Origin of the sequence: Solihabitans fulvus, assembly GCF_008386585.1 — a bacterium.
In the GTDB taxonomy this organism is placed as follows: Bacteria; Actinomycetota; Actinomycetes; order Mycobacteriales; family Pseudonocardiaceae; genus Solihabitans; species Solihabitans fulvus.
The window spans coordinates 261259-288009 of sequence record NZ_VUOB01000022.1 but is presented as its reverse complement, the minus strand read 5'-3'; the positions used below and the strand labels follow the sequence as shown (position 1 = coordinate 288009).

Genomic DNA, 26751 nt, shown 5'->3' with positions numbered 1-26751 from the left:
ACCAGTGCATTGACCTCGGTGACGGCGGTCACTACGGTGTGCGGAAATCGTCTGGAAAGTTAACAGACAAAGTTCACACGGCAGGAGAGACATGCGAGCCGGGAGTCCACGACTGCTGCGCGAGATCAACGACCGCGCCGCGATCGAGGCGCTGCTGCGCAACGGGCCGTTGACGCGGTCCGAGCTGGAGGACCTGATCGGCCTGTCCAAGCCGGCGACCGCCCAGCTGCTGACGCGGCTCGAGAAGGCGGACACGGTGCAGCGCAACGGGCTTCGCGGCGGCGGTCGCGGCCCACGGGCCCAGCTGTGGTCGGTCAACGGCGCCCTCGCGCACGTCGCGGCCGTCGACCTCACCCCGCAGTCGGTCGACGTCGCCATCGCCGACATCTCCGGCGCGCTGCTCACCGAGCACCGCGCGCCCATGCCGAGGGGCGGCAGCGCCGAGGTGCTCGACGCGTTCTGCGGCGCGGTCAGCAAGGCGACCAGCCAGGCCGGGCTGGGGCCGAGGGCCCTGCGGCACGTCGTGGTCGGCAGCCCCGGCGCGGTGGATCCCGCCACCGGCGAGCTGGGGTTCGCCCCGCATCTTCCCGGGTGGGAGGGCTTCGACATGCCCGGCCGCCTGCGCGAGCTGCTGGACACCCCGGTCACCGTGGAGAACGACGTCAACCTGGTCGCGCTGGAGGAGATGATCGCGGGGCGCGCCATGAACGTGCGCGACTTCGTGCTGATCTGGCCGGCCGACGCGATCGGCGCCGCGGTGGTCATCAACGGCGTGCTGTTGCGCGGCGCCACCGGTGGTGCCGGCGAGATCGACGGGCTTCAGGTGCCGGACCGGGCCATCGCGGACACCGGGACCGACCGAACCGGGGGCCGCTTCGGCGATCTGCTGAGTTCGGCCGCGATCGTCAAGCTCGCCAGGGCGCACGGGTTGTCCGCGCGGAGCGGGCACTTCGCGGTGCGCAAGGCGCTGAGCGCCGGCACCGCGGGGCGCGAGTTCCTCGTGGACCTGGCCAGGCGCATCGCCGCGGGTGTCGCGAGCGTGGTGAGCGTGCTCGACCCGGAACTCGTGTTGCTCTCCGGCGAGATCTCGCAGGCCGGCGGCACCGTCCTGGCCGACCTCGTCGGCGCCGAGCTGCGCAAGCTCGTCATTCCACGAACTCCGGTGCAGCTCGCGCTGGTCACCGGCAAGCCAGTGCGCTCAGGCGCCCTGCACTCGGCGCTCGCGGTTGTCCGGGAACAGGTCTTCGGCCTGCCCGCCGCCACGACCGAACCGTTCCGCGGCCCGCAGCGCCCAGCGGCGGCCGCCAACCCGTCCCACACCCACGCTGATCTGGAGGGCCGATGAGAGCACGGCTGCGCCCCGCTCTGATCCTTGTCGCCGCAGGTGTTCTGGCGACTGCCGCATGCACCGCAGGTGGTGGCGGTTCCACCGAACCGGCCGCCGCGCCGGACTCGAGCAAGCCCGTCACCGTCACGGTGTGGAGCAACTTCGCCGACCGCGAGCTCGGCGTGCTCAAGAGCACCCTGGACGCCTACCACGGCAAGCACGTCAACGTCACCATCGACAACCAGGGCAGCCAGGACGACGACAAGATCACCCAGGCGATCCGCGGCGGCAACCCACCGGACGTGGCGATCTCCTTCACCACCGACAACATCGGCCAGTTCTGTTCGCAGGGCTCCTGGCAGGACCTCCAGCCCTACATCGACCGGGACAAGGTCAACCTGGACGACATTCCCCAGGCGGTGCGGGACTACACCCAGTTCAACGGCAAGCGCTGCTCGCTGCCGATGCTGGCCGACGTCTACGGCCTGTACTACAACAAGGATCTGTTCGCCGCCGCCGGCATCAGCTCGCCGCCGAAGTCCACCGACGAGATGTTGGAGGACGCCAAGAAGCTCACGGTGAAGAACCCGGACGGCTCGATCAAGGTCGCGGGTTTCCTGCCGCAGTGGGCTTTCTACGCGTACAAGCCGCAGATCGTCGCGCCCTCCTTCGGCGCGCAGTGGCTGGACAAGGACGGCAAGTCCGGTCTCGGCAAGGACCAGGGCTGGCAGGACCTGTTCGGCTGGCAGAAGAAGCTCGTCGACTTCTATGGGCAGGACAACCTCCAGAAGTTCACCGCGGGGCTCGGCCAGGAGTACTCCGCCGACATGGGTTTCCAGGCCGGCAAGGTGGCCATGGCGATCGACGGTGAGTTCCGCACGGCGTTCATCGCCGACCAGGTGCCCACGCTGAACTACGGCACCGCGCCGGCCCCGACCTCGAGGCCCGAGCTCTACGGCGGCGGCTACACCACCGGCACGATCATCGGCATCCCCAAGGGCGCCAAGAACCCCGGCGCGGCCTGGGATCTGATCAAGTACCTGGCCACCGACACCGACGCGCTGGTCACCCTGGCCAACGGCCTGCACAACGTGCCGAGCACCAAGTCCTCGCTGAGCAGCCCCAACCTGAAGCTCGGCGACCAGTTCAAGCCGTTCCTGGACATCTTCGCGAACAAGAACCTCGCGTCGAACCCGGCGAGCACCATCGGCGACCAGTACCTCAAGTTCGTCAGCGACTTCGGCACGTCCTGGGAGAACGGCCAGGTGACCGACCTGCCCGGCGGCCTCGCCAAGCTGGACAAGCAGATCGACGATGCCAAGGCGCTCGGCGGCAAGTGAGGCCACGACCGTGACCGCGACGTTGCACAGCCCCGCGCGCGAACAGCGGACCAGCCCCGCCCCCGGAAAGGGGCGGGGTCGGATCCGCAACCGCAATCGCCTGTGGCTGCTGGTGTTCCTCTCTCCATGGGCGATCGGGCTCGTGGTGTTCTTCATCTACCCGCTGTTGGCCACCGCGTACTTCTCGCTGACCAACTACAACGGCCTGGACAGCGCGAACTTCGTCGGACTGCGCAACTTCGTCTACCTGTTCACCGGGGACGAGATCGTGCGCACCGCCGCGTACAACACGCTGTGGCTGGTGGTGGTGCTCACTGTGCTGCGCGTCGCCTTCAGCCTCGGCGTCGCGGCGGTGCTGGCGAGGGTGCAGAAGGGCGGCGGCCTGTTCCGGGTGCTGTGCTACCTGCCGTCGCTGGTGCCGCCGGTCGCGGCGACCCTGACGTTCGTGTTCGTGCTGAACCCGCAGATCGGGCCGGTCAACACGCTGCTGCGGCACGTCGGCATCGACGGGCCGCTGTGGTTCAACGACCCGAATCTGTCCAAGCCGGCGCTGACGCTGCTGACGCTGTGGGGCTCCGGCGAGCTGATGATCATCATCCTGGCCGCGCTGCTCGACGTGCCGAAGGATCTCTACGAGGCCGCCCAGCTCGACGGGGCCGGGGCGTGGACCCAGTTCCGCAGGATCACGCTGCCGACGATCGCGCCGGTGCTGCTGTTCGGCATGGTGAACTCGATCATCTTCGCCCTCCAGTACTTCACCCAGGCGATCGTGGCCGGTTCGGTGGCGTCCGGCTCGGCCGACATGGTCGGCAACAGCCAGATCATCGGCTATCCCAACAACTCGACGCTCACCTTCCCGGTCTGGCTGTACCAACAGGGCTTCCGGGCATACCACATGGGTTACGCCTCGGCCATGGCCGTTGTGCTGTTCGTCGTGTCGTTCGCGTTCACCGCACTGCTGATCCGGCAGCTGCGCGGCGCGGCGCACACCGAGGGGGCGAGGTCCTGATGACGGCTCTGCTCGAAAGCTCGCCCCCGGTCACCCCGGCGGTCCCCAGGCGCAGGCGCAACGGGCGGCGCACGCTCGACTTCATCGCCGTGCACAGCGTCGCGCTCGCGCTCGGCCTGATGTTCACGCTGCCGCTGGTGTTCGTGTTCCTCACCGCGGTGATGTCCGACCAGCAGGCGCTGTCCTCGGAGCTGTGGCCGAGGGAGTGGCACTTCGAGAACTTCGTGGCCGTGTTCCAGAAGGCCCCGATGTTCACGTACCTGACCAACTCCCTGGTGTACTCGGTGCTCGCCACGGCCGGCATGCTGCTGTCGAGCATCCCGGCCGCCTACGCGCTGGCCCGATTCCGTTGGCGTGGCGGCAACCTGGCCTTCATGCTGGTCATCGCGGCGATGATGCTGCCGCCGCAGGTGACCGCCGTGCCGCTGTACAGCATGTGGGCCAGCGGGCACCTGACCGGCACGCTGTGGCCCCTGATCGTGCCGTACTTCGTCGGCGACGCGTTCAGCATCTTCCTGCTGCGTCAGTTCTTCCTGACCATCCCCGAGGACTATCTCGACGCGGCGCGGATGGACGGCTGTTCGGAGTTCCAGGTCCTCTACCGGGTGCTGCTGCCGATGACCAAGCCTGGCATCGCGGCCGCGGCGCTGTTCACCTTCCTGTACACGTGGAACGACTACTTCGGTCCGCTGCTCTACGTCGGCGAACGCCAGGAGAGCTGGACGCTGTCCGTCGCCCTCGCCTCGTTCCGCGGCATGCACCGCACCACCCAGTGGAACCTCACGATGGCCGCGACGACGCTCGTCCTGGTCCCGGTCGTCGTGCTGTTCCTGTTCGCGCAGAAGTCGTTCGTCCGGGGATTGACGTTTACGGGAATCAAAGGTTGACGTTTCCCGTCCGGCAGGGCCGGATTTTCCGCACGCCTCACGGCGCGCAGTTCCTGTTTCCGTCTCCTTGAAGGGAGGGTTGCGACAGATGCCTCGCCGACTTACGCCGGGTAGGTCTTGCTCCGTCTCCGCAGGCTGCAACCGCCCGTCCGGCGGCCAGAATATTCACCGCTGCGTTCACATCACGATCGTGAGCCGTTCCGCAAGCGGAGCAGGTCCACTCCCGAACGTGCAACGGCAACGTGTCGAGCAGATGCCCGCACTGCGAACAGGTCTTCGTGCTGGGCAGCCACCTGTCCACCGCGATCACCGTCCGTCCGTACCACCTGGCCTTGTATTCCAGCATCAGCCGGAGCGTCGACCAAAACGCGTCGGATATGGCGCGGGCAAGGCAGTGGTTACGCACCAGATTGCGGACCGGCAGGTCCTCGATCACGATCGTTTGGTTCTCACGAACGAGTCGAGTGGACACCTTGTGCAGAAAGTCTCTGCGTCGGTCGGCGATCCGCGTGTGGACACGGGCCGCTCTGCGATTGGCCTTGGCCCGATTGTTCGAACCCTTCTGCTTGCGGGCCGCAGCGCGTTGCACCCACGCCAAGCGGGCACGATCCCGTTTCTCGGGTTTCGGATTGACGATCTTCTCACCGGTCGGCAGGGCGAGGAGCGTCGTGATCCCCACATCGACGCCGACCGCACGTTGATTGCCCGGCAGGTGTTCAATGCTCGCGTCCACCAGGATCGACACGTGCCAGCGACCTGCCGCGTCCCGCGACACGGTAACCGTCGATGGCTCGCTTCCCACTGGCAACGGCCGCGACCACACGATCGCCAACGGCTCGTCCATCTTGGCCAGCCACAGTCGCCCGTCACGCCAGCGGAAACCCTGCCGGGTGTACTCCGCCGACGCCCCCGGCCTCTTCTTACTCTTGAATCTAGGATACCTGGCACGCTTGCCGAAGAAGTTCACGAACGCTCTCTGCAAGTGCCGCAGGCATTGTTGCAATGGCACCGAGGAGATCTAGTTCAGGAAGCCAAGTCCTTCCGTCCGCTTCCATCCGGTCAGCATCGCCGACGTGTCACCGTAGGTGAGCTGCCGTTGCTGGGCCCGAGCAGCCGTGCGGGCAGCCAATGCCTTGTTGTAGACCAGACGCACGCAACCGAAGGTGCGCAACAACTGCCGCTCCTGCCCCTCGGTCGGATAGAAGCGGTACTTGAATGCCCGCTTCGCGCGTGTCCTCGACATGCTGATCACGGTATCGAGATCGTCAGCCAATATAGAACATACGTTCGATATTTGACTCGATCGTGTCTGGCCTTCCCCGTGGATCAGCCCCGCTCCGGCCAGTGGGCCGGAGTTTCCCTCGATCGGAGTTCACGATGAAGCTCACCGTCGTCGGAGGCGGATCTACCTACACGCCCGAGCTGATCGACGGCATCGCCGGCCGCCGCACCAGCCTCGCCGTGGACGAGATCGTGCTGGTCGATCCGGACGAGCAGCGCCTGTCCATCGTCGGCCCGTTCTGTCAACGGCTGCTCGACCACGCGGGACACCCCGCACGGGTGCGCACCACGACGAACCTGGAGCGCGGCGCGGAGGGCGCGTCGGCGGTGCTGCTCCAGCTTCGGGTCGGCGGCCAGACCGCGCGCCGCTCCGACGAGACGTTCCCGTTGGCCTGCGGCTGCATCGGCCAGGAGACCACCGGGGCCGGCGGGCTGGCCAAGGCGCTGCGGACCGTGCCGGTGGTGCTGGACATCGCCGACCGGGTCAGGGCGGTCGCCGGGGAGAACGCCTGGATCGTCAACTTCACCAACCCGGTCGGCATCGTCACCCGCGCGCTGCTGTCGGCCGGGCACCGCGCGGTCGGCCTGTGCAACGTCGCCATCACCATCCAGCGCTGGACGTCCACGCTGCTCGGCGTCGAGCCGGACGCGGTGCGCCTGGAACACGTCGGGCTCAACCACCTGAGCTGGGAGCGGTCCGTGCACGTCGACGGCGTCGACGTGCTGCCGACGCTGCTGGCGGACCACGCGGACGGCCTTGCCGAGGAGATCGGCCTGCCGGCCAACCTGATCCGCAGGACCGGCACGATCCCCTCCTACTACCTCAAGTACTTCTACGCGCACGACGAGGTGTTGGCCAAGCAGCAGAAGGAGAAGCCGCGCGCGGAGGTCGTCGCGGAGACCGAGCGCGAGCTGCTCGCCCTGTACGCCGACCCGGCCGTGGTGACCAAGCCGGAGCAGCTGGCCAAGCGCGGCGGCGCCTACTACTCGGAGGCGGCCGTCCAGCTGGTGCACGCGTTGACCGGCGGCGCGGGCGCCGAACAGCACGTGGTCAACGTGCGCAACTCCGGCACGCTGCCGTTCCTGCCGGACGACGCGGTGATCGAGGTGTCGTCCACAGTGGACTCAACTGGCGCGGTGCCGAGGCCCGCCCGGCCGCTCGATGCCGGCATCGCCGGCCTGATCTCGCACGTCACCGCGTACGAGCACCTGGCGCTCGAGGCCGCGCTGCACGGCGGCAGGGATCGGGTGTCCGACGCGCTGCTCGCGCACCCGCTGGTCGGCCAGTACGCGACGGCCGAGCGGCTGACCGACGAACTGGTCGCCGCGAACCGCGACTTCCTGCCATGGGCGAAGGCATGACGGCCGACCGGGTGCTCGCGATCGACGGCGGCAACAGCAAGACCGACGTGCTGTTGATCAACGCCGAGGGCAGGGTGCTCAGCCAGGTGCGCGGCCCTGGCGCGTCGGCGCAGAACGTCGGCCTCCCGCGCAGCATGGAGGTGTTCGGCGGCCTGGTGCGCCAGGCCGCCGAGCTGGCCGGGCTGCCGGCCGGCGCGCGGATCGCCACGCACACCGCCGCCTACCTCGCCGGGGCCGACCTGCCCAAGGAGGAGGACGAGCTGCGGCAGGCGATCGACTCGCTCGGCTGGTCGACGACCACCGTGGTGGCCAACGACACGTTCGCGCTGCTGCGCGCCGGCACCCCGGACGGCGTCGGCGTCGCCGTGGTCTGCGGTGCCGGCATCAACTGCGTCGGCGTCGCCAAGGACGGCCGCGTGCACCGCTTTCCCGCGCTCGGCCGGATCTCCGGCGACTGGGGCGGCGGCGGCCACCTCGGCAGCGAGGCGCTGTGGCTGGCGGTGCGGGCCGAGGACGGCCGAGGACCGTGGACCGCGCTGCTGCCCGCGGTGCTCAGGCACTTCGGGGTGGACAGCACGGCGGAGGTCGTCGAGCGGCTGCACTTCGGCGAGCTGCCGATGGAGTGCCTGCACGAGCTGAGCCCGGTGCTGTTCGAGGTCGCCGCCACCGGCGACGCGCTGGCCGGCCAGGTGGTCGAGCGGCTGGTCGAGGAGGTCACCGTGCTGGCCACGGTGTCGTTGCGCCGCCTTGACCTGCTGGCCGAACCGGTCGACGTGGTGCTCGGCGGCGGCGTGCTGACCAGCACCGGCGAGACCGTCGTCGCGCAGGTCGCGAGCCGCTGCCGCGAGGTGGCCCCGCTGGCACGGATCCGGGTGGTCGACCTGCCGCCCGTGGTCGGCGCTGCGCTGCTCGGCCTTGACTCCGTCGGCGCCGGTCCCGCCGCCGAGCTGCGGCTCCGCTCTGCCTACGACGCCCGCCAACCGCCCGCCGATTCGATCGGCCTGGCGGCAGGCGGCTGAAGCCCCCGTCGCCGGGGACCTGTTTGGCGGCGGCGCTCCCCGGCGGCGGGCCCAACCCTTGACTATGTCCAACCTTAAATATGTCGGAGATCACGGAATACGGAGGCGCAACTTACGGTCGGGTAGGTGACGGTGGCGTAGGTCCGATTCCCGGGTGCATGCTGTCAGATCGGTCAGGGGGCCGAGCTACGCAGCAGTAAGGGGGAGGGAAGGCCGTGCACCACTGGAACACCATGGTCGCCATCGGGGACAGCTTCACTGAGGGCCTCAACGATCCGGCGCCGGACAGCGGTTTTCTCGGCTGGGCCGACCGGCTCGCGGCGATCATGTCCGAACGGCAGTCCGACTTCCGGTACGCGAACCTCGCGATCAGGGGCAAGCTGCTCGGCGAGATCGTCGAGGAGCAGGTGCCGCTGGCCGCGAAGCTGCGGCCCGCGCTGGTCACCTACGCGGCGGGCGGCAACGACATCCTGCGGCCCGGCAGCGATCCCGACGCGCTCGCCGAGCTGTACGAGCGCGGCGTGCGGGAGCTGGTCGACGCCGGCAGCGAGGTCGTCGTGTTCACCGGCTTCGACACCAGGTCCACCCCGCTGCTTCGGCAGCTGCGCGGCAAGATCGCCACCTACAACACGCACCTGTGGGGCATCGCCGACCGGTACCACTGCCGCGTCGCCGATCTCTGGTCGATGGGCGTGCTGCACGATTCGCGCGCCTGGAGCGAGGACCGGCTGCACCTGTCCTCGGCCGGCCACCAGCGGGTCGCGCTGCGGGTCGCCGACGCGCTCGGCCTCGACGACGTCGACGACTGGCGCACGCCGTGGCCGCCCGCCGGCCACCGGGACTGGATGACCATGCGCCGCGACGACCTGAAGTGGGCCAGGGAGCATTTCGTGCCGTGGGTCAGCCGCAGGCTTCGCGGGCAGTCCTCCGGTGATGGGATGGCCGCCAAGCGGCCGGACCTGCTGCCCCTGTAGGGACTTCCCCCGGCATTCGTGCCAGGGAATGCGGCTGGCCGGCGACCTCCCCCGGCGCCGGCCAGCCCATTCAGGTGGCTTCCCCCCTCATCCCCCAGTAACCACCCAGCACCAACCACGCGAGCCTGGTCAGCGCCTGACCACAAATTGCCACGACGGGCCAATTGGCGACTAAACATCGACTAAACGTCGGAAGCCAGTGCCGCCAAGTGCACCCTGATCTGACTCACCCTGGGTGAGTTGACCTGCTGGTACAGGCGCAGGGATTCCTCCAGCTCTACGATGGCCGCCCCGGTCTTCCCGAGCTCGGCGAGCACCTGGCCCAGAATCTGCCGCGCGAAGCCCTCCTGGCTCGTCATCCCCTCGGCCTCGGCGAGCGCGGCGCCCCGCCTGGCCAGCTCCTCCGCGTCGGCATGCCGACCGAGTTCCGCGTACAGCTCGGCCAGGTTGCACACCGCGATGACGTGGTTGTGCCGGTCGCCGGCCGCGAGGTTCAGCTCCATCGCCTCGAACTGGTGCGCGGCGGCCGTTTCGCGCCGCCCGAGCCCCCGCTCGACCTGGGCGATGTTGTTCAACGACCTGGCCTGCGCCGCCTTCTCGCCGCGATCCCTCGCCAACGACAACGCCTCCCGGTACCTGGCGAGGGCGTTGTCCTTGCGCCCCAACTCGAACAGCACGCCGCCAAGCTGCTCCAACGCGAGCCCGAGGTATCTGGCCTCGCCGAGTTCGGTGGCGATCTCCAGGGCGGCCTCCGCGTCGGCCAGGGTCTCCGCCATTCGACCGAACCGCTGGTGCGCCCCGCAGAGCGTGTTGAGCATCAGCAGTTCGCCGAGCCGGTCCCCGGCCAGCCGCGCCGAGGCGAGCCCGAAGCGCACGAGCGGGAACCACGCGTCGGCGGTCGCCCGCTGGTAGCAGTAGCTGTGCAGCAGCCGCACGAGCTGCCACACGTGCCGGTGCTCGCCCGCCTGGGCGGCCGCGTGGGCGAGCGCCACCTGGCTCTGCCACTCCAGCTCGAACCACTCCAGCGCCCGCGCCGGCGTGTCCAACGCGGGCAGCGCGGTGGCCCCGCCGTCCCGCGCGGCGAAGTCCAGCTCGTCGCGCGGCGGTTGCAGCAGCCGGCGACCGTGGTCGCAGGCCACCAGGTGGTAGTCGAGTAATCGGAGCAGGGCGAGGCGTCGCGTCGACTCGTCCAGCTCCGCCTCCGCCAACTCCCTGGTGTAGAGCCGAACGAGGTCGTGCATGGCGAACCGGCCCGGCCGCGGCCTGGTCAGCAGGTGCGCCTGGGCAAGCTCCTCCAGCCAGCCCCTGGCGATCTCCGGGTCGACCCCGCACAGCGCGGCGACGGTGTGCGGGCCGACCGAGGGCAGCTGCACCGCGCCGATCAGCCGGAACGCCTCGCGCAGCCGGCTGGGCAGGTTCCGGTATGAGACGTCCAGCGCGCAGCTCACGCTCGCGTCGGCCTCCTCGATATCCAGCCAGCGCAACCGGTTCCGCTCGTCGGACAGCGCGTCGACCAGTCCCCCCAGTGTCCACTGTGGACTTGCGGCGAGCCTGGCCGCCGCGATGCGCAGCGCGAGCGGCAGGTAGCCGCACAGCTCGGCGAGCTTGCGGGCGTCGGCGGGCTCGAACGCCGACGGCGGCGCGCCGATCGCGTCGTGCAGCAGCGCGACGGCGGCGTCCTCGGTCAGCGTGTCGAGGCCGAGCAGCCTTGCCCCGCTGCTGACCGCCAGCCCGTCCAGCCTGCGGCGGCTGGTGACCAGCACGACCGACCCGGAACCGGCCGGCAACAGCGGCCGGACCTGCTCGGAGTCCCGCACGTCGTCCAGCACCACGAACACCCTGCGGCGCGCCAGCAGCGAGCGGTACATGGCCGCCCGGTCGTCGACGTCGGACGGCACCCCGTCGGCCGGAACACCAAGGGCGACAAGGAACTTCGTCAGGACGTCGGCCGGGTCGACCGGATCGTGCCTCGGGTCGAACCCGCGCATCGAGCCGAACAGCTGCCCGTCGGGGAACCGCTCGGCGCGACGGTGCCCCCAGGTGATGGCGAGCGCGCTCTTGCCCACGCCGGGCGCGCCGGTCAGCACGCCGACGGCGGCCGCGCCGGGCCGGTGCTGCGCGCCGAGTTCGTCCAGCCAGGCCAGCTCGTCGTCCCGGCCGGTGAAGCCAGTCGCCGCGGGCGGCAGCTGGGCGGGGACGATCACCCCGACCCTCGGCGGCACGGTGCGCGCGGCGGAGTCGACCCGCAGCGCGGGGTCGTCCCGCAGCACCTGCTCGTGCAGGGCGCGCAGGTCCGGCCCTGGGTCGAGCCCCAGCTCCCCGACTACCCTGCGGTGGAACTGCTGGTAGGCGGCCAGCGCGTCGGCCCGCCGCCCCGACCGGTAGAGCGCCCGCATGATCTGGGCGACCAGCCGCTCCCGGAACGGGTGCTCGGTGACCAGCTGGCGCAGCTCGCCGACGAGCTCAAGGTGCCTGCCGAGCTCCAGCTCGGCCTCGATGCGCTCCTCCAGCGCGGCGAGCCGCAGTTCGTCGAGGTCCGCGGTCACCGGCCGGCCGGGCACGTCGGCGAGCACCGGGCCGCGCCACAGGCCGAGCGCCTCCCGCAGCAACCCGGCGCGCACCGCGGGCTGCTTGCCCCGCGCCGCGCTGACCAGCCGCATGGCCCGGTTGACGTCCAGCCGCTCCGGCTCGACGGACAGCAGGTAGCCGGGCGGCCTGGTCAGGATGCGGGCGGACCCGCTGGGGTCCACCTGTTCGAGCAGGCGGCGCAGCCGGGACACGTAGCCGTGCACGATGGTGCGGGCCGTGGCTGGCGGGTCGTCCTCCCACAGCCCGTCGACGATCCGGTCGATCGGCACGATCTGGTTGGCCTCGAGCACGAGCATCGCCAGCAGGCCGCGCATCGCGGGCCGTCCCAGCGTGATCTGCCGCCCATCCGCGAGCACCTGGACCGGACCGAGCACCCCGAACTCCAGCCCGCCCTCGGACCGTTCCGACGCACCGGCGGTTGTCTCCACGAACATGTCCCTCCCCTGGTCGTGGCCCCGAAGCCCTGGCTCGGCCGCCGCCGATCAGCAAGGTCACTCACGGTAGAAAGAGACCTCTGCCGTTCCGCAGATACGCGTTAGCGAACGCTCCGACTTGGCCCGGACCCACACACCGAGCGCCTCGGCCAGCTAGGGTTTTCGCCCTGGGACGCTGGCGCGCCGTGCCGGCCGGCCCGACAACGACCGGCCATGTGACGCGGCGCAGGAGGGGTTGTGCCACGAGATTCCGCCACCGTTGTCGACCGTGGTGCCGGCTGCCTGCTCGGTGGCGCGCTCGGTGACGCGTTGGGCGCACCGGTGCAGTTCCTCAGCAGCAGCGACATCCAGCGGCAGCACGGGCCCGCCGGGGTGATCGCGCCCCCGCGACCTGCGCTGATCACCGACGACACCCAGCTCACGCTGTTCACCGCCGACGGCTACTTACGGGCGTTCGTGCGCGGCAGGGACATCGGCAGCTGGGAGCCCGCCGAGACGGTGTGGCGCAGCTACCGGCAGTGGCTGACCACCCAGCAGCAGGAGCGGCCGGCCGTCGACGCCGACGGGCTGTTACGCCACGACGAGCTGTACGCCAGCCGGTCGCCCGGCCTGACCTGCCTGCGGGCGCTGGCCAGCAACGGGCCCCGGCACCACGACGATCCGCAGAACGACGCCAGCGGCTGTGGCGGGGTGATGCGCACCGCGCCCGCCGGGTTCGCGCCGAGCCCCCGGATCGCCTACGACCTTGGCAGCCGGTTCGCGGCGCTCACGCACGGCAGCCCGTCCGGTTGGGCGCCCGCCGGCGCGCTCGCGCTGCTCGTGCACCTGCTCGCGATCCGAGGCCGGCCGCTGCGAGACGCCGTCGACCAGGCGATCGGGCGGGTGCTGCGGGACGACCCGGAGACGGCGCGGCTGTTGACGACCGCGGTGCTGTTGGCCGAGGCGCACCGGGGCACCACGACGACGGCCGTCGGCGCCGACCGGCTCGGCGGGGGCTGGACGGGCCCGGAGGCGCTGGCGATCGCGGTCTACGCGGTGTTGTTGTTCCCGAGGGCGGGAGACTTCACGGACGCGGTCAGGGTGGCCGCGAACCACTCCGGCGGCAGCGACTCGACGGCGTCCATCGCCGGCAGCATCCACGGCGCGCTGCACGGGACGGCGTCGTTACCAAGCGATTGGTTGGCCAGGCTGGAACTCGCCGACGTGATCAGGGATCTCGGTCACGATCTCGGCAGGTCGGCGGCCGGGCTCGACTTCGACGAAGAGCGCTACCGCTGAGCGCCACCGGGAATGACTGGCGGGGATGATCGGCGCGCAAATGGTTGGCGCGCAACGACTTCAGCGTGACGAGAACATGACAGCGGCCCCGTCTCGCCCGTTCCCGATTACGGACGAAACAGGGCCGCTCTCCAACGGCTTGGTCGACAGCAGTTCGGGTCTCAACCCGAGCGTGAGCCCCGACTTGCTCTTGATCAACGCAGGTGGAGTTGGCAGCTAACCAGATCTTGGTGGACCTCGTCGCTCCCTGACTTGCTTGTCCAACCTAACAGAACGCGTGCGAACAGTCACACGCGCCCGCCCCTTGTTCCACCCGATCAGACCACCGTGCGCGAAATAATCTAACGACGTTAAGCTTTTGCCTAACGTCGTTAAGGATCGGAGAGCCGTCGCGCATGGGACTGGACCGCGAGTCGGTGGTGCGCACCGCCCTCCGGCTGCTCGGCGAGGTCGGCCTCGACGGCCTGACCCTGCGCCGGATCGCCGCCGAGCTGAACGTCCGCGCGCCGGCCCTCTACTGGCATGTAAAGGACAAGCGGGCGCTGCTGGACGCGATGGCGGCGACGATCTTCACCGACGCGCTCGCCGGGCTGGAACTGCCGCTGCGCGGAGAGTCCTGGGTCGAGTGGACGGCGGAGACCGCGCGGCGACTGCGGCGCGCGACGCTGCGACACCGGGACGGCGCGCGCGTGCTGTCCGGCCGCTACCTCGACAACGCGTGCGCGGGCCGGCCGATGGAACTGGCCCTGCGCACCCTGTGCGACGCGGGCTTCAGCCCCCGCGAGGCGGCCAGGGGCGTGACCTCGATCTACGCCTACGTGCAGGGCTTCGCGATCGAGGAGCAGGCGGCGCGCCAAGATCCGCCCGACGAGCAAGCCGAGCGCTTCCCGCTGGCCGCGCAGGCGCGACTCGACCTGCTGCACGCCGACGCCGACGCGCGTTTCGAACACGGCCTCCAGCTACTGCTGTCCGGCCTGCGCCTGTCCCGCTACGGCCGCTGACCCACCGCCACCGGTCGGCATCCAAGACCGACACAGCGAAGATCCTCGGCGAGCTGTGCGCGCTGACCGGCTGGCACCGCGACCACGCCCGCAAAGCCCTCCGAACAGCCCTGGCGTCGAAATCTGGTGCCAGGAAACAGAAGCCCCGCGACCCGGTCTACGGACCCGAGGTGATCGAGGCCCTGCGGAAGGTCTGGTCGATGCTGGACGCGCCGGACGGGAAGCGCCTCGCACCGTTCCTGCCCCAGATCGTGGACCGCCTCACCGCCTGCGGAGAACTCCACATCACCGACGCGACCCGCCACCAGCTGGCACGGATGTCCGCGGCCACCATCGACCACCGCCTGGCCGACGACCGCGTCCGCTGGCAGACCCGGGGCCGGTCGCTGACCAAACCCGGGTCGCTGCTCAAGTCGCAGATCCCCATCCGGACCTGGGCCGGCTGGGACGACGCCAGGCCGGGGTTCGTGGAGATCGACCTGGTCTGTCACGAGGGCGGCGACCCCGCCGGCGAGTTCGCCTGCACCCTGACCGTCACCGACATCGCCACCGGCTGGACCCCAGGTCCGCGCCGTCCGCAACAAGGCCCAAAAGTGGGTCCTGGCCGCGCTCAAGAACATCACCGCGGGGTTCCCGTTCCCGATCCTGGGCATCGACTCCGACAACGGCACCGAGTTCATCAACCACCACCTGCTCGACTACTGCCAGGACCAGGAGATCACCTTCACCCGGTCCCGACCGGGCAACAGCAACGACGGCTGCCACGTCGAGCAGAAGAACTGGTCGGTAGTCCGCCGCGCGGTCGGGTATCACCGCTACAGCGGCGACCTCCATGCCCGACGTCCTCAACGGCACCTACGCCCTGCTCCGCGACCACATCAACTTCTTCACCCCGCAACAGAAACTGGTCGCCAAGACCCGCCACGGCGCGAACGTGACCCAGAAATACGACACCGCCCGAACTCCGTTCGAACGGGTCTGCGCCCACACCGCCGTCGACGTCGCCGACAAGGCCGCCCCTGCACGGCCACTACCTGACGCTGAACCCCGCCGCCATCCGCCGCGAGGTCCTCGCCCTGTCCGACGCCCTGGCCACCGAGGTCACCCGCGACCATTTCCCCGTCAAGCCCTATCTGGGGCCGCGCGTCGCGGGCATTTCTCGTGAGGCAACGACCCCACCCACCTGTGAAGACACCCCCACCCACCTCGGGGGACGGCCCCTGGCCAGTCTATCGGCGCCTCCCGACCGGAGCCGTCCAACGGCGGTCGCCTGTGGACAGAACAGCAGGTTGTGGACAACTCGCCTGCGGGCCGGCCACCAACCCGCAGGCGGGCTGTCCACAACCGAGGGAATCGCGCCGCCGGTCAGCTACGCGAGCCGGCCCACAGGTCGATGCCGGACTCCACCGCATGCCGGTCGATCTCGGTCAGCTCCTCCGCGCTGAGGGGTTCCGCGCCAAGCGCGGCGAGGTTCTGCTCCAGCTGGCGCACCGAGCTGGCCCCGATGAGCGCCGAGGTGACCCGCTCGTCGCGCAGCGTCCAGGACAGCGCGAGCTGCGCGAGCGACTGGCCGCGCCGCTGCGCGATCTCGTTGAGCGCCCGCACCCTGGCCAGGTTCTCCTCGCTGAGCAGGTCGGTGGACAGCGACTTGCCCTGGCTGGCCCGCGATCCCGCCGGCACGCCGTTGAGGTAGCGGTCGGTCAGCATGCCCTGGCCGAGCGGGGAGAACGCGATGCAGCCGGCGCCGACCTCGGCGAGGGTGTCGAGCAGTTCCGGCTCGATCCAGCGGTTGAGCATCGAGTACGACGGCTGGTGGATCAGCAGCGGGACGCCCGCCTGCCGCAGCAGTTCGGCGGCCTCGCGGGTCTTGGCCGGCGAGTAGGAGGAGATGCCGACGTAGAGCGCCTTGCCCTGGGTGACGGCCGAGACCAGCGCCCCGACGGTCTCCTCCAGCGGGGTCTCCGGATCGAACCGGTGCGAGTAGAAGATGTCGACGTAGTCCAGGCCAAGCCGGCCGAGCGACTGGTCGAGCGAGGACAGCAGGTACTTGCGGGAGCCCCACTCGCCGTACGGGCCGGGCCACATGTCGTAGCCGGCCTTGGTGGAGATCACCAGCTCGTCCCGATACGGGCGCAGGTCCTCGGCCAGCATCCTGCCGAAGTTCCGCTCGGCGGAGCCGTAGGGCGGGCCGTAGTTGTTGGCCAGGTCGAAGTGCGTGACGCCGAGGTCGAAGGCGCGGCGGACGATGGCCTGCCCGGTCTCGAACGGCGTGTCGTTGCCGAAGTTGTGCCACAGGCCAAGGGAGATCGCGGGCAGCTTCAGCCCGCTGCGACCCGAACGGCGGTAGGTCATCCGGTCGTAGCGCGACTCGTCGGCGAGGTGGGGCATGACGCTCCTGATCTTGCTCGGGGCGGCGGATGGCTTGAACAACAACCATCTCACCACGCGCGTGCCAACCGAGCCTGCCCCCGCGCCTCGACAGGCGCGGGGGCAGGGGCGGGGTGCGAGGGCGAGGGTGCTGCCCAGGCTCGGCGATCGTTACTCGACGACGATCTCGACGGGGATGTTGCCCTTGGTGGCGTTGGAGTACGGGCACACCTGGTGGGTGGCCTCGACCAGCTTCTGGCCGGCCTCACCGTGCAGGTGCTCCGGCAGCTCGACGCGGAGCACCACGGACAGGCCGAAGGCGCCGCCCTCGAGCGCGTTCAGGCCGACCTCGGCGGTCACTGCGGCGTCCGAGGCGTCGACCTTCTGTCGCGACGCGACGAGCTGCATGGCACTGGCGAAGCAGGCGGAGTAGCCGGCCGCGAAGAGCTGCTCGGGGTTGGTGCCGTTGCCGTCGCCGCCCAGCTCGGTGGGGCGGGCCAGCGTCAGGTCGAGCGTGCCGTCGTTGCTGACCGAGCGGCCGTCGCGGCCGGACGAGGTGGCGATGGCGGTGTAGATGGCGCTCACGATGACTCCCTATACAGACCTGTCTGTTCGGACTGCCTAACCATAGACAGACCTGTCTGGTAGTGTCAAGGGCGTGAGTGAAGCCCGTCGCCGACTACTGGACACCGCCTCCCGGCTCTTCTACGCCGAGGGCATCCACACGGTGGGCATCGACCGGATCATCGCCGAGGCCGGCGTGGCGAAAGCGACCTTCTACCACCACTTCAAGGCCAAGGACGACCTCGTCATCGCCTACCTGACCGAGGAGTACGGGCGGCAGCGCGTGGTGTTCGAGGCCATCGAGGGATCCGGGACCGAGCGCATCGGGGCGATCTTCGACATGCTCGGCACGGCGAGCTGCGGTCCGGGCTTCCGCGGCTGCCCGTTCCTGAACGCCGCCACCGAGTTCGCCGATCCGACCCACCCGGTCCGCGGAATCGTGGACGACTACCGCGCCTGGTTCCGCGACTTCATGGGGACCCTGCTGACGGAGGCCGGCCGCGTCGAGGCCGCCCCCACCGCCGAGTTCCTGCTCGTCATGCGCGACGGCATCGCGGTCAGCGGCATGCTGAACGACGTCACGGCGGTCCGCTCCGGCGTCGCCACCGCGATGGCGACCATCTAGGCACGCCTTAGCTGACGGTCGCCTGCGTGATGGTGACCGGCAGGACCGGCTTGCCGTCGCCGGCGCCCTGGTCGCCCGGCACGACACCGCCCTGCACGATCTTGTCGAGCACGTCGAGGCCCGAGCTGACCGTGCCGAGCACGGTGTAGGACGGCGGGATCTCCGCGTGGCTGTGCACGATGAAGAACTGGCTGCCGTTGGTGCCGGGCCCGGAGTTCGCCATGGCCACCACGCCCCGGCCGTAGATTTCCTTGCCGGTCAGCTCGTCGTCGAAGGCGTAGCCGGGCGTGCCGGTGCCGACACCGGACGGATCACCGCACTGGAGCACGCCGAGCTGCGCGGCCGTGGTCAACCGGTGGCAGGGCGTGCCGTCGTAGAACTTCGACGTGGCCAGGAACACCAGGCTGTGCACCGCGCACGGCGCGTTGGCCTGGTCGAGGGCCAGCACGATCTCGCCCTGGTTCGTGGCGAGCCGCACCGTCGCCGTCCCGGACTTGGGCGCGTCCGGGGCCGGCATCCCGACATCGCGCGCCGCGCTGGTGGGATCCGGGCGGTAGGTGCACTTCGTCGTGGACCCGGCGGCGGGGGTCGCCGAGCCGGTGGGAACCGAGCCGGTGGGAACCGAGCCGGTGGCGCTCGACGAGACCCGCCCGACGCCGACGGGTGCGGAGGCGACGCCGGCCACCGTCGTGGCGCAACCGCTCAGCGCGACCGCCGCCGCGCACAGGGCGATGGCCAGGGCGCCGGTACTGGAGCGGATCATGGCCAGACCGTAGCGAGTCGGAGCGACGAACGAGCGCGTGTGGAGCCGGTGAGGGGAATCGAACCCCTAACCTTTCGCTTACAAGGCGAGTGCTCTGCCAATTGAGCTACACCGGCATCGGCCGCGAGGGCCTCGCACATCGTAAGCGCCCGCACGGCGTGCCACCTGCGGCGAACGGTCTGCTCAGGGTGTGCGCGCGTTGGTCCGACCGGACGGGCGCGCACCGGCCGAGTGGCCGAGCGTCGGACGGAAAGCCCTGCACAATGCCCTTGACCAGGCAACAGAGGGACGACAACACACAGTGAGACGCGTCGCCTGGTCGGGCTACCTCGGGCGAGGGTGTTCGACGCCACATTTGGCGACGTGCCCAGGCGGCCACTCCTCGAACGGGATCATGGAAACGAACGAGGAGGTACCGCACGTGCGGTTCGGGCGCCAGGGCAGGTGGAGGCAGCGCGCGGCCAGCCTGCCCCCCGCTGAGCAGGGCATTTCCGCCAGTGCCGTGGAGGGACCCGCGCTGCCCGAGGACTCCACGGTGCACCTCGTGCTGCAACTGGCCCTCCGGGTCGGCGAGGCGCAGTCGGCCAGCGGCGCGGGCGCGGCGGACGTCACCGCGACGATGTTGGCGATCACCGCCGCTTACGGCCTGCCACACACCGAAGTGGATGTGATCTACACCTCCATCTCCGTGTGCTGCCACCGGGGCACCGACAAGGCGCCGGTCACCGCGCTGCGCGTGGTCCGCTCGCGCGGCCTCGACTACACCCGGCTCGCCGCCGTCGACGGGCTGGTCCGCGCCATCACCGCCGGCACGATCGCCGCCGACGACGCGTGCGCCGAGCTCGGCCGGATCACCAGCGCCCCGCACCCCTACCCGCGCTGGCTGTCGACCCTGGCCTGGGCCGGCATGGCCGCCGCCGTCGCCGTGCTGCTCGGCGGCGACGCGCTGCTCGCGGTGACCGCCGCGGCGATCACCGCCGTGATCGACCGGGTCGGCAGGCTGCTCAACCGGCGCGCGCTGCCGTTCTTCTTCCAGCAGGTCGTCGGCGGGGTGCTGGCCACGGCCGCGGCGCTCGGCGTGTTCGCGTCCGGGCTGCTGCCCGGCGTCCGGCCGTCGCTGGTGGTCGCGGCCGGGATCGTCGTGCTGCTGTCGGGGTTGTCGCTGGTCAGCACCGTGCAGGACGCGATAACCGGCTACAACGTGACGGCCGCCGGCCGGACCATGGAGATCGCCCTGATGACGGCGGGGCTGATCGCCGGCGTCGCCCTCACTCTGCACACCGGGGTGCGGCTGGGGCTGCGGACCTCGATCACGGAGCCGCTGCCGCCGCTGATCAGCGACCTGCCGGTGCAGGTGCTCGCGGCGGCGGCCACCGCGGCCTGCTTCGCGCTGGCCAGCTACGCCAGGCCGAAGGCGCTGGTCGTCGCCGCCGTCGCCGGGGCGGTCGGCATGGCCAGCTACGGACTGCTCTACCTGGTCGGCTCGGACATGGTGACCAGCTCCGCCGTCGCCGCGGTGATCGTCGGCTTCGGCGGCGCGCTGATGTCCCGTCGGTTGCGGATCCCGCCGCTGGTCGTCGCCGTCTCCGGGATGACGCCGCTGCTGCCCGGCCTGACCACCTACCGGGCGCTCTACCAGCTCACCGCCGAACGGGACGCCGCCGGGCTGTCCACCCTGGTGCTCGCCGTCGGCATCGGGTTGGCGCTGGCCGGCGGGGTGGTGCTCGGCGAGTTCCTGGCGCAGCCGGTGCGCAGCGGCCTGAGCCGCCTCGAACGGAAGCTGGCCGGGCCGAGGCTGCTCGGCCCGCTCCGCCCCGCGCGACGCCGCCTGGAATGAGTTGGTCGGGACGGGTGCACTTCATGTGACCGGAACAACGACGAATGACCCGCGTCGACGGCTCCCACTAGCCTCGATGACAGCTCGTGAGCACGTGGGCCCCAGTGATACCACCCCAGCGACACCACCCCCAGTGACACCACAAGGAGGCGCGTCCCCGGTGAACAGCAACGCAGGTGATGCAGGCGCGGAGTTCATCGTCGTCGCGAACCGCCTGCCCGTCGACCTGGAGCGCCTGCCCGACGGCACCGAACGGTGGAAGCACAGCCCCGGAGGCCTGGTCAGCGCCCTCGAACCGTTCCTGCGGTCGCACAGCGGAGCCTGGGTCGGTTGGCCTGGTGTCGCCGACGCCGTCGCCGAGGAGTTCGAGGACGAGGGCCTGCGGCTGTACCCGGTGACGCTGTCCGCCGACGAGGTGCGCGACTACTACGAGGGCTTCTCCAACGCCACGCTGTGGCCGCTCTACCACGACGTGGTCGCGCCGCCGGTGTTCGACCGCGCCTGGTGGGAGTCCTACGTGCGGGTCAACCGCAGGTTCGCGGACGCGTGCGCCAAGATCGCCGCCGAGGGCGCCACCATCTGGGTGCAGGACTACCAGCTCCAGCTGGTGCCGGCGATGCTCCGCGAGCAGCGGCCCGACCTGCGCATCGGCTTCTTCCTGCACATCCCGTTCCCGCCGACCGAGCTGTTCATGCAGCTGCCGTGGCGGACCGAGATCGTGCGCGGCCTGCTCGGCGCCGACCTGATCGGCTTCCACCGGCCGGGCGGCGCGCAGAACTTCCTCTGGCTGGCGCGCCGGCTGGTCGGCCTCGAACCGAGCCGGGGCGCGGTCGGCGTGCGCACACGTCCGGGTGTTGTCCAGGTGGGTGACCGAACTGTCCGGGTTGGCGCGTTCCCGATCTCGATCGACTCCGCCGGGCTGGACGCCATGGCGCGGTCCAAGGAGGTCCAGCAGCGCGCCAAGGAGATCCGCTCCGAGCTCGGCAACCCGCGCAAGGTGCTGCTCGGCGTCGACCGGCTCGACTACACCAAGGGCATCGACCTGCGGTTGCGCGCCCTGCACGAGCTGTTGGAGGACGGCAGGGTCAACCCGGACGACGTGGTGATGGTCCAGCTGGCCACGCCGAGCCGCGAACGCGTCGAGCACTACCGCCAGATGCGCGGGGACATCGAGCAGGTGGTGAGCCGAATCAACGGCGAGTTCGCGAGGGTGGGTCACCCGGTCGTGCACTACCTCCACCAGTCGGTGGATCGAAAGGAACTCGTCGCGTTCATGAGCGCGGCGGACGTAATGGTGGTTACGCCGGTTCGGGATGGTATGAACCTGGTGTGCAAGGAGTACGTGGCCTGCCGTTATGACCTTGGCGGCGCGCTCGTGCTCAGTGAGTTCGCCGGGGCCGCCGCCGAACTCACCAGCAGCTTCCTGGTCAACCCGCACGACCTGGACGGGGTCAAGAACGCTCTGCACGCGGCCCTCACCGTTGATCCGGCCGAGGGTCGTCGTAGGATGCGCGCTTTGCGGCGCCAAGTGCTCACCCACGATGTCGACCGCTGGGCGCGGTCGTTCCTCGAAGCGCTGGGGACGCAGCACTTGAACTGAATCAGTTCAGCTCGTAGCTTCACCCATATAGTTCGCTGCTTCACCCAATGGTGTTAAACGTCTGCCTGAAACAAGCCGAGGAGATGGCGTGACTGCCGAGGCCCTCCCCGCTGAGCTGCGCCGTGCCATCGTGCAGTTGGCCCGTACTCCGCGACTGCTCGTGGCCTGCGACTACGACGGGACGCTCGCGCCCATCGTCGCCGATCCAGAACAGGCCCGGCCGCTACCGGAATCGGTCGGCGCGCTGCGCTCGCTGGCCGGCCTGCACGAGACGACCACCGCGGTCATCTCGGGCCGCGCGCTGCGCGACCTGGCCACACTGTCCCGTCTGCCCGGCGAGGTCCATCTCGTCGGCAGCCACGGATCGGAGTTCGACGTCGGCTTCGTGCACGCCCTCGACACCGAGGCCAGGGCGCTGCACCGGCGGATCGAGGCCGAGCTCGAACAGATCGTCACCGGCCAGGAGGGCGTCCAGCTGGAGGTCAAGCCGGCCAGCGTCGCCGTGCACGTGCGCCGCGCCGACCCCGAGACCGGGCAGCGCGTGCTCGACGCGGTCCGGTCGGGGCCGTGCACCTGGGACGGCGTGCAGGTCACCGAGGGCAAGGCCGTCGTCGAGCTGGCCGTGGTGCAGACCGACAAGGGCCACGCGCTCGACGTGCTGCGGCACCGGGTCGGCGCGACCGCCGCGATGTTCCTCGGCGACGACGTCACCGACGAGAAGGCGTTCGCCAGGCTGACCGGCCCCGACCTCGGGATCAAGGTCGGCGAGGGCAAGAGCCTCGCCGAGTTCTGCATCGAGGACACCACCGACGTCGCCACCGTGCTGGCGTTCCTGCTGGAGGAGCGGCGCGCCTGGCTCTACGGCGAGCAGGCGCCGCCCATCGAGCGGTTGTCCATGCTGGCCAACGAGCGGTCCGTCGCGCTGGTCACCCCCGACGCCAGGCTCACCTGGCTGTGCCACCCCGAGCCCGACTCGGCCGCGGTGTTCGCCGACCTGCTCGGCGGGCCGAGCGCGGGCCACTTCTCGATCAAGCCCGAACGCAACGGCCTGCCGCTTGGCCAGCGGTACCTGCCGGGCACGATGATCGTGGAGACCCGCTGGTCCCGGCTGCTGGTCACCGACTACCTCGACCACTACACGGCGCCGCACCGCACCGAGCTGGTCAGGGTGATCTCGGGCAGCACCAACGCGGTGGTCTCCTTCGCGCCCCGCCCCGAGTTCGGGCACGTGCCGGTGCGGCTGGAGCCGACGGGCGACGGCCTGCGCGTGCTGGGCACGTCCGACCCGATGGTGCTGCGGTCGCCTGGCGTCACCTGGGAGATCACCTCCGACGGCATGCAGGAGTCGGCCCGCGCGGTGGTCACGCCGACGCAGGACAACCCCGTCGTGCTCGAACTGCGCTGCGGCACCGACGACCTCGACACGAACGCGCTCACCGAGCCGGAGCGGCGGCAGCGGGCGGGCGCGTACTGGTCGGAGTGGCTGGCGGGCCTGACGCTGCCCAGCCGCGAACAGGACCTGGTCGCCAGGTCCGCGCTGACGCTGCGGGGCCTCTGTTACAACCCGACCGGCGCGATCATGGCCGCCGCCACCACCTCGCTGCCCGAGGAGATCGGCGGCATCCGCAACTGGGACTACCGGTACTGCTGGCTGCGGGACGCGGCGCTGACCGCGCAGGCGCTGGTGTCGGTCGGCTCGACCGCGGAGGCCGAGGCGTACCTGGGCTGGGTGCACGGCGTGCTGGCCACGCTGCCAGGACCGGAGCGGCTGCACCCGCTCTACACCCTCAACGGCACCATGCTCGGCCCGGAGGCCGTGATCGACACGCTGCCCGGCTACGCGGGCTCGCGGCCGGTGCGCGTCGGCAACCTCGCCAACCAGCAGGTGCAGCTCGACGTGTTCGGCCCGGTCGTCGACCTCGTCGCGCAGCTCGCCGAGACGCGCGGCAAGCTCACCGACGAGGACTGGCGGATGGTGTGCGCCATGACCGAGGCGGTCGCCAGGCGCTGGCACGAGCCCGACCACGGCATCTGGGAGGAGCGGCACGCGCCGCGCCACCACGTGTACTCGAAGGTCATGTGCTGGGTGACGGTCGACCGCGCGGTGAGCCTGGCCGAACGGTTCGGCCGGGAGGGCGAGCCGAGCTGGGTCTCGCTGCGGGACACGATCGCGGCGGACGTGCTGAAGAACGGCTGGAACGACGAGGTCGAGGCGTTCACCACCGCCTACGACGGGTCCGATCTCGACGCGGCCTCGCTGCACGTCGGGCTGTCCGGGCTGATCGACCCGAGCGACGAGCGGTTCCAGTCCACGGTCACGGCGATCGAGTCGGAGCTGCGCAGCGGCTCCACGGTGTACCGGTACCGCAGGGACGACGGCCTGCCCGGCGACGAGGGCGGCTTCCACCTGTGCGCCACCTGGATGATCGAGGCGTACCTGCTGACCGGCCGGCGCACCGAGGCCGAGGAGCTGTTCGAGCAGCTCGTCGACGCGGCGGGGCCGACCGGGCTGCTGCCCGAGGAGTACGACCCGATCGCCGAGCGGTCGCTTGGCAACCACCCGCAGGCGTACAGCCACCTCGGCCTGATTCGCTGCGCGCAGCTGCTTTCCCGCTAGTGCTCTAGTGCGCTAGCCCGTTCGGCCCGTGGCAGGGCGCAGGAAACCCTGCCACGGGCCGAATGTCGCGCAACCTTGATCCTAGCCCCGCGTCCTTTGGCTAGGTTGTCCGAATTGGGCACTGCCGAAGTTGGGGGCTCTCTTGCGCAAACCGATCCTGCTCCGCTTGCTCGTGCTCTCGGCGGTCCTGGCCGGTACGGCGGCGTGCACGGCGGCCAGACCGGAGCAGGCCAATCCCGAGTTAGCACAGCACGGCAGGACGATGACGACCGTCAAGCCGAGCCACCAGGACCTGTCGAACAAGGTGAGCCTGGCCGGGAAGGTCGCGCTGAGCCCCGTGTTCGGGGTCGTCGCGCCGATCGACGGCCAGGTGCGCTACCTCGACGTGAAGCCGCCGGACAGCACACCGACCAAACCCACCAAGATCGCGAACATCTGGGCGGGCGGCAAGGCGACCAGCGTCGAGATCCCGGCCGGCACCACGTTCTCCGGCAGGCTGGTCGACGACAAGTCCACCGTGACCGCAGGAATGCCCATCGCCTCGGCGAAACACGTCGGCTACGGCATCGTCGCGGACGTCGACGGCGCGCAGGCGTACCGGGTCTCCGGCGCGATCGCCACGGCGCAGGCGCAGATCAAGGACGGCCCGGGTCCGTTCCCGTGTGCCGTGCTCGGCCCGATCGCCGCACTGCCGGCCGGCACCATCCCGGATCCCCCGCCGCCCGCCGACCCCGGCACCGGCACCGGCACCGGCACCCAGCCCGGCCAGCAACCCGGCCAGCAGGGCCAGCAGCCGCCGGTGAAGTTGCCGCAGACTCCCGGCAAGGACAACGGAACCAAGCCGTCCGACCCGACCGGGCTGCGGCTCGTGTGCACCGCGCCGGACGATGTGAAGATGATCAACGGCGCGACCGTCACCCTCGAGGTGGTCACCGAGACCGCGACGAACGTCCTCGTGGTGCCGGTCGAGGCCGTCGCGGGCTCGGCAGGCAAGGGCAAGGTCGACGTCGTCGGCGCCGACGGCGCTCGCCAGACGAAGGACGTCACGCTCGGCCTGACCGACGGCAAGGTCGTGGAGATCAAGACCGGTCTGACCGGCGACGAGTCGATCGCGGTGCCCGGCCCGAACCTGCCGGCCGCTCCCCCCGGCGCCGACGGCAAGCCGGGGTCGAAATGACGCCACTGATCCAGCTCACCGGAATCACCAAGACGCTCAAGGGTCAGTCGGAGCCGAGGACGATCCTCGCTGGCGTCGACCTGACCGTCCACAGTGGAGAGAGCGTCGCCATCCTCGGTCGGTCCGGTTCGGGCAAGAGCACGCTGCTCAGCCTGATCGGCCTGTTCGACCGGCCCGACGGCGGCCAGTACCTGTTGGGAGACAGGGACATCACCAAGCTGTCCGAGCGCAGGTCCGCCGCGCTGCGCAGCGCGGAGTTCGGCTTCGTGTTCCAGCGGTTCTTCCTGCTCAAGCACCTCACCGCGGCCCAGAACGTGGCCATGGCCCTGGTCAACGGCCAGGGCTGGCGGTCCCGCCGCAAACGGAAGGCGCTCGTGCTGGCCGCGTTGGAACAGGTCGGCATCGGCCACCTGGCCAAGCACAAGCCGCCGAGGCTGTCCGGCGGCGAGCAGCAGCGCGTGGCCATCGCGCGGGCGCTGGTGCGCGAGCCGAGGATCCTGCTCGCCGACGAACCGACCGGCGCGCTGGACACCGAGACCGGAAACCTGGTGGTCGACGTGCTGCGCGCGGCGACCGAGCGGGGCTGCGGGCTGATCCTGGTCACCCACGACCGGGACCACGCCGACAAGATGGGCCGGGTGCTGCGGCTCAACGACGGGCTGCTCGCCCCGGCGCCCCAGCGGGTGCCCGCGTGATCGGG

At 70.4% G+C, this 26751-nt stretch carries 23 protein-coding genes and 1 tRNA gene; 15 read left to right on the top strand and 9 right to left on the bottom strand.

The window, feature by feature from the left end; translation table 11 throughout:
- The first annotated feature begins 91 nt into the window (after positions 1-91).
- The 4 genes from F0L68_RS14055 to F0L68_RS14040 are packed head-to-tail and all read left to right on the top strand — an operon-like array spanning position 92 to position 4563.
- A complete protein-coding gene (locus tag F0L68_RS14055) occupies positions 92-1345 on the top strand; it encodes an ROK family transcriptional regulator (RefSeq protein WP_149849965.1) in 1254 nt (417 codons plus the stop codon).
- The gene (locus F0L68_RS14050; protein WP_149849964.1) at positions 1342-2667 is read left to right on the top strand and encodes an extracellular solute-binding protein; all 1326 of its coding nucleotides are present in this window, start codon (positions 1342-1344) and stop codon (positions 2665-2667) included. The genes F0L68_RS14055 and F0L68_RS14050 overlap by 4 nt, the downstream gene beginning before the upstream one ends.
- 10 nt (positions 2668-2677) lie before the next feature.
- A complete protein-coding gene (locus F0L68_RS14045; protein ID WP_438672280.1) occupies positions 2678-3676 on the top strand; it encodes a carbohydrate ABC transporter permease in 999 nt (332 codons plus the stop codon).
- The gene (locus F0L68_RS14040; protein ID WP_149849962.1) at positions 3676-4563 is read left to right on the top strand and encodes a carbohydrate ABC transporter permease; all 888 of its coding nucleotides are present in this window, start codon (positions 3676-3678) and stop codon (positions 4561-4563) included. Before F0L68_RS14045 ends, F0L68_RS14040 begins: the two co-directional genes overlap by 1 nt.
- Positions 4564-4600: 37 nt before the next feature.
- Here the strand turns inward: F0L68_RS14040 and F0L68_RS14035 are convergent, their stop codons facing one another.
- Positions 4601-5572: an RNA-guided endonuclease InsQ/TnpB family protein gene (locus F0L68_RS14035; protein ID WP_276313851.1), complete on the bottom strand. Its 972-nt coding sequence runs from the start codon at positions 5570-5572 to the stop codon at positions 4601-4603.
- Positions 5573-5581: 9 nt separating this feature from the next.
- Positions 5582-5806 (bottom strand): helix-turn-helix domain-containing protein, encoded by a 225-nt coding sequence (locus tag F0L68_RS43510; RefSeq protein WP_223198770.1) that lies wholly within the window; start codon positions 5804-5806, stop codon positions 5582-5584.
- Between the two features lie 134 nt (positions 5807-5940).
- On the opposite strand from F0L68_RS43510, the gene F0L68_RS14030 reads away from it, so the two are divergent.
- The 3 genes from F0L68_RS14030 (at position 5941) to F0L68_RS14020 (ending at position 9199) form a co-directional block, all read left to right on the top strand.
- Positions 5941-7206 (top strand): 6-phospho-beta-glucosidase, encoded by a 1266-nt coding sequence (locus F0L68_RS14030; protein ID WP_149849961.1) that lies wholly within the window; start codon positions 5941-5943, stop codon positions 7204-7206.
- Complete coding sequence (locus tag F0L68_RS14025; protein ID WP_149849960.1) at positions 7191-8225, top strand: N-acetylglucosamine kinase; 1035 nt, start codon at positions 7191-7193, stop codon at positions 8223-8225. Before F0L68_RS14030 ends, F0L68_RS14025 begins: the two co-directional genes overlap by 16 nt.
- A gap of 215 nt (positions 8226-8440) precedes the next feature.
- The gene (locus tag F0L68_RS14020) at positions 8441-9199 is read left to right on the top strand and encodes an SGNH/GDSL hydrolase family protein (RefSeq protein ID WP_223198769.1); all 759 of its coding nucleotides are present in this window, start codon (positions 8441-8443) and stop codon (positions 9197-9199) included.
- A gap of 182 nt (positions 9200-9381) precedes the next feature.
- On the opposite strand, the gene F0L68_RS14015 is transcribed toward F0L68_RS14020, so the two are convergent.
- Positions 9382-12222: an AfsR/SARP family transcriptional regulator gene (locus F0L68_RS14015; RefSeq protein WP_149849959.1), complete on the bottom strand. Its 2841-nt coding sequence runs from the start codon at positions 12220-12222 to the stop codon at positions 9382-9384.
- Positions 12223-12459: 237 nt separating this feature from the next.
- On the opposite strand from F0L68_RS14015, the gene F0L68_RS14010 reads away from it, so the two are divergent.
- Positions 12460-13500: an ADP-ribosylglycohydrolase family protein gene (locus F0L68_RS14010; protein WP_149849958.1), complete on the top strand. Its 1041-nt coding sequence runs from the start codon at positions 12460-12462 to the stop codon at positions 13498-13500.
- A 395-nt stretch (positions 13501-13895) separates the two neighbouring features.
- On the top strand, positions 13896-14501 hold the full coding sequence (locus F0L68_RS14005) for a TetR/AcrR family transcriptional regulator C-terminal domain-containing protein (protein WP_149849957.1): 606 nt from the start codon (positions 13896-13898) through the stop codon (positions 14499-14501).
- A gap of 157 nt (positions 14502-14658) precedes the next feature.
- Here the strand turns inward: F0L68_RS14005 and F0L68_RS42350 are convergent, their stop codons facing one another.
- The 4 genes from F0L68_RS42350 to F0L68_RS13990 form a co-directional block, all read right to left on the bottom strand.
- Positions 14659-14913 carry a hypothetical protein gene (locus F0L68_RS42350; RefSeq protein ID WP_188316561.1) on the bottom strand — a complete coding sequence of 85 codons (255 nt, stop codon included), beginning with the start codon at positions 14911-14913 and terminating at the stop codon, positions 14659-14661.
- A gap of 122 nt (positions 14914-15035) precedes the next feature.
- Positions 15036-15335 (bottom strand): hypothetical protein, encoded by a 300-nt coding sequence (locus F0L68_RS42345; RefSeq protein WP_188316577.1) that lies wholly within the window; start codon positions 15333-15335, stop codon positions 15036-15038.
- 531 nt (positions 15336-15866) lie between these two features.
- A complete protein-coding gene (gene mgrA, locus F0L68_RS13995; protein ID WP_149849956.1) occupies positions 15867-16889 on the bottom strand; it encodes an L-glyceraldehyde 3-phosphate reductase in 1023 nt (340 codons plus the stop codon).
- A gap of 150 nt (positions 16890-17039) precedes the next feature.
- Positions 17040-17456: an organic hydroperoxide resistance protein gene (locus F0L68_RS13990; protein ID WP_223198787.1), complete on the bottom strand. Its 417-nt coding sequence runs from the start codon at positions 17454-17456 to the stop codon at positions 17040-17042.
- A 70-nt stretch (positions 17457-17526) separates the two neighbouring features.
- Here F0L68_RS13990 and F0L68_RS13985 point away from each other — a divergent pair, with 70 nt between their 5' ends.
- Positions 17527-18057 (top strand): TetR/AcrR family transcriptional regulator, encoded by a 531-nt coding sequence (locus F0L68_RS13985; RefSeq protein ID WP_149849954.1) that lies wholly within the window; start codon positions 17527-17529, stop codon positions 18055-18057.
- 7 nt (positions 18058-18064) lie between these two features.
- Here F0L68_RS13985 and F0L68_RS43505 read toward each other — a convergent pair whose 3' ends face one another.
- Both F0L68_RS43505 and F0L68_RS13975 read right to left on the bottom strand, forming a co-directional pair.
- Positions 18065-18820 carry a peptidylprolyl isomerase gene (locus F0L68_RS43505; RefSeq protein ID WP_223198768.1) on the bottom strand — a complete coding sequence of 252 codons (756 nt, stop codon included), beginning with the start codon at positions 18818-18820 and terminating at the stop codon, positions 18065-18067.
- Positions 18821-18860: 40 nt separating this feature from the next.
- Positions 18861-18936 (bottom strand) — tRNA-Thr (locus F0L68_RS13975).
- 278 nt (positions 18937-19214) lie between these two features.
- Between F0L68_RS13975 and F0L68_RS13970 the strand changes: the two genes are divergently transcribed.
- The 5 genes from F0L68_RS13970 (at position 19215) to F0L68_RS13950 (ending at position 26746) form a co-directional block, all read left to right on the top strand.
- Entirely contained in the window at positions 19215-20657 is a 1443-nt protein-coding gene (locus tag F0L68_RS13970) for a threonine/serine exporter family protein (protein ID WP_149849953.1), read from the top strand.
- A gap of 160 nt (positions 20658-20817) precedes the next feature.
- Positions 20818-22257: an alpha,alpha-trehalose-phosphate synthase (UDP-forming) gene (locus tag F0L68_RS13965; protein ID WP_276313850.1), complete on the top strand. Its 1440-nt coding sequence runs from the start codon at positions 20818-20820 to the stop codon at positions 22255-22257.
- 88 nt (positions 22258-22345) lie between these two features.
- Positions 22346-24874, top strand: a complete 2529-nt coding sequence (otsB, locus tag F0L68_RS13960) for a trehalose-phosphatase (RefSeq protein WP_149849951.1) — start codon at positions 22346-22348, stop codon at positions 24872-24874.
- A gap of 172 nt (positions 24875-25046) precedes the next feature.
- A complete protein-coding gene (locus tag F0L68_RS13955) occupies positions 25047-26051 on the top strand; it encodes an efflux RND transporter periplasmic adaptor subunit (protein ID WP_223198785.1) in 1005 nt (334 codons plus the stop codon).
- On the top strand, positions 26048-26746 hold the full coding sequence (locus tag F0L68_RS13950; protein WP_149849949.1) for an ABC transporter ATP-binding protein: 699 nt from the start codon (positions 26048-26050) through the stop codon (positions 26744-26746). Before F0L68_RS13955 ends, F0L68_RS13950 begins: the two co-directional genes overlap by 4 nt.
- Positions 26747-26751: the final 5 nt, after the last annotated feature.

Bases quoted from the DNA above. Each gene is read 5' to 3' on its own strand.
- F0L68_RS14055 (WP_149849965.1), top strand. From the start codon at position 92: ATGCGAGCCGGGAGTCCACGACTGCTGCGCGAGATCAACGACCGCGCC.
- F0L68_RS14050 (WP_149849964.1), top strand. From the start codon at position 1,342: ATGAGAGCACGGCTGCGCCCCGCTCTGATCCTTGTCGCCGCAGGTGTT.
- F0L68_RS14040 (WP_149849962.1), top strand. From the start codon at position 3,676: ATGACGGCTCTGCTCGAAAGCTCGCCCCCGGTCACCCCGGCGGTCCCC.
- F0L68_RS43510 (WP_223198770.1), bottom strand. From the start codon at position 5,806: ATGTCGAGGACACGCGCGAAGCGGGCATTCAAGTACCGCTTCTATCCG.
- F0L68_RS14030 (WP_149849961.1), top strand. From the start codon at position 5,941: ATGAAGCTCACCGTCGTCGGAGGCGGATCTACCTACACGCCCGAGCTG.
- F0L68_RS14025 (WP_149849960.1), top strand. From the start codon at position 7,191: ATGGGCGAAGGCATGACGGCCGACCGGGTGCTCGCGATCGACGGCGGC.
- F0L68_RS14015 (WP_149849959.1), bottom strand. From the start codon at position 12,222: ATGTTCGTGGAGACAACCGCCGGTGCGTCGGAACGGTCCGAGGGCGGG.
- F0L68_RS14005 (WP_149849957.1), top strand. From the start codon at position 13,896: ATGGGACTGGACCGCGAGTCGGTGGTGCGCACCGCCCTCCGGCTGCTC.
- F0L68_RS42345 (WP_188316577.1), bottom strand. From the start codon at position 15,335: ATGGAGGTCGCCGCTGTAGCGGTGATACCCGACCGCGCGGCGGACTAC.
- mgrA (WP_149849956.1), bottom strand. From the start codon at position 16,889: ATGCCCCACCTCGCCGACGAGTCGCGCTACGACCGGATGACCTACCGC.
- F0L68_RS43505 (WP_223198768.1), bottom strand. From the start codon at position 18,820: ATGATCCGCTCCAGTACCGGCGCCCTGGCCATCGCCCTGTGCGCGGCG.
- F0L68_RS13970 (WP_149849953.1), top strand. From the start codon at position 19,215: ATGGAAACGAACGAGGAGGTACCGCACGTGCGGTTCGGGCGCCAGGGC.
- F0L68_RS13950 (WP_149849949.1), top strand. From the start codon at position 26,048: ATGACGCCACTGATCCAGCTCACCGGAATCACCAAGACGCTCAAGGGT.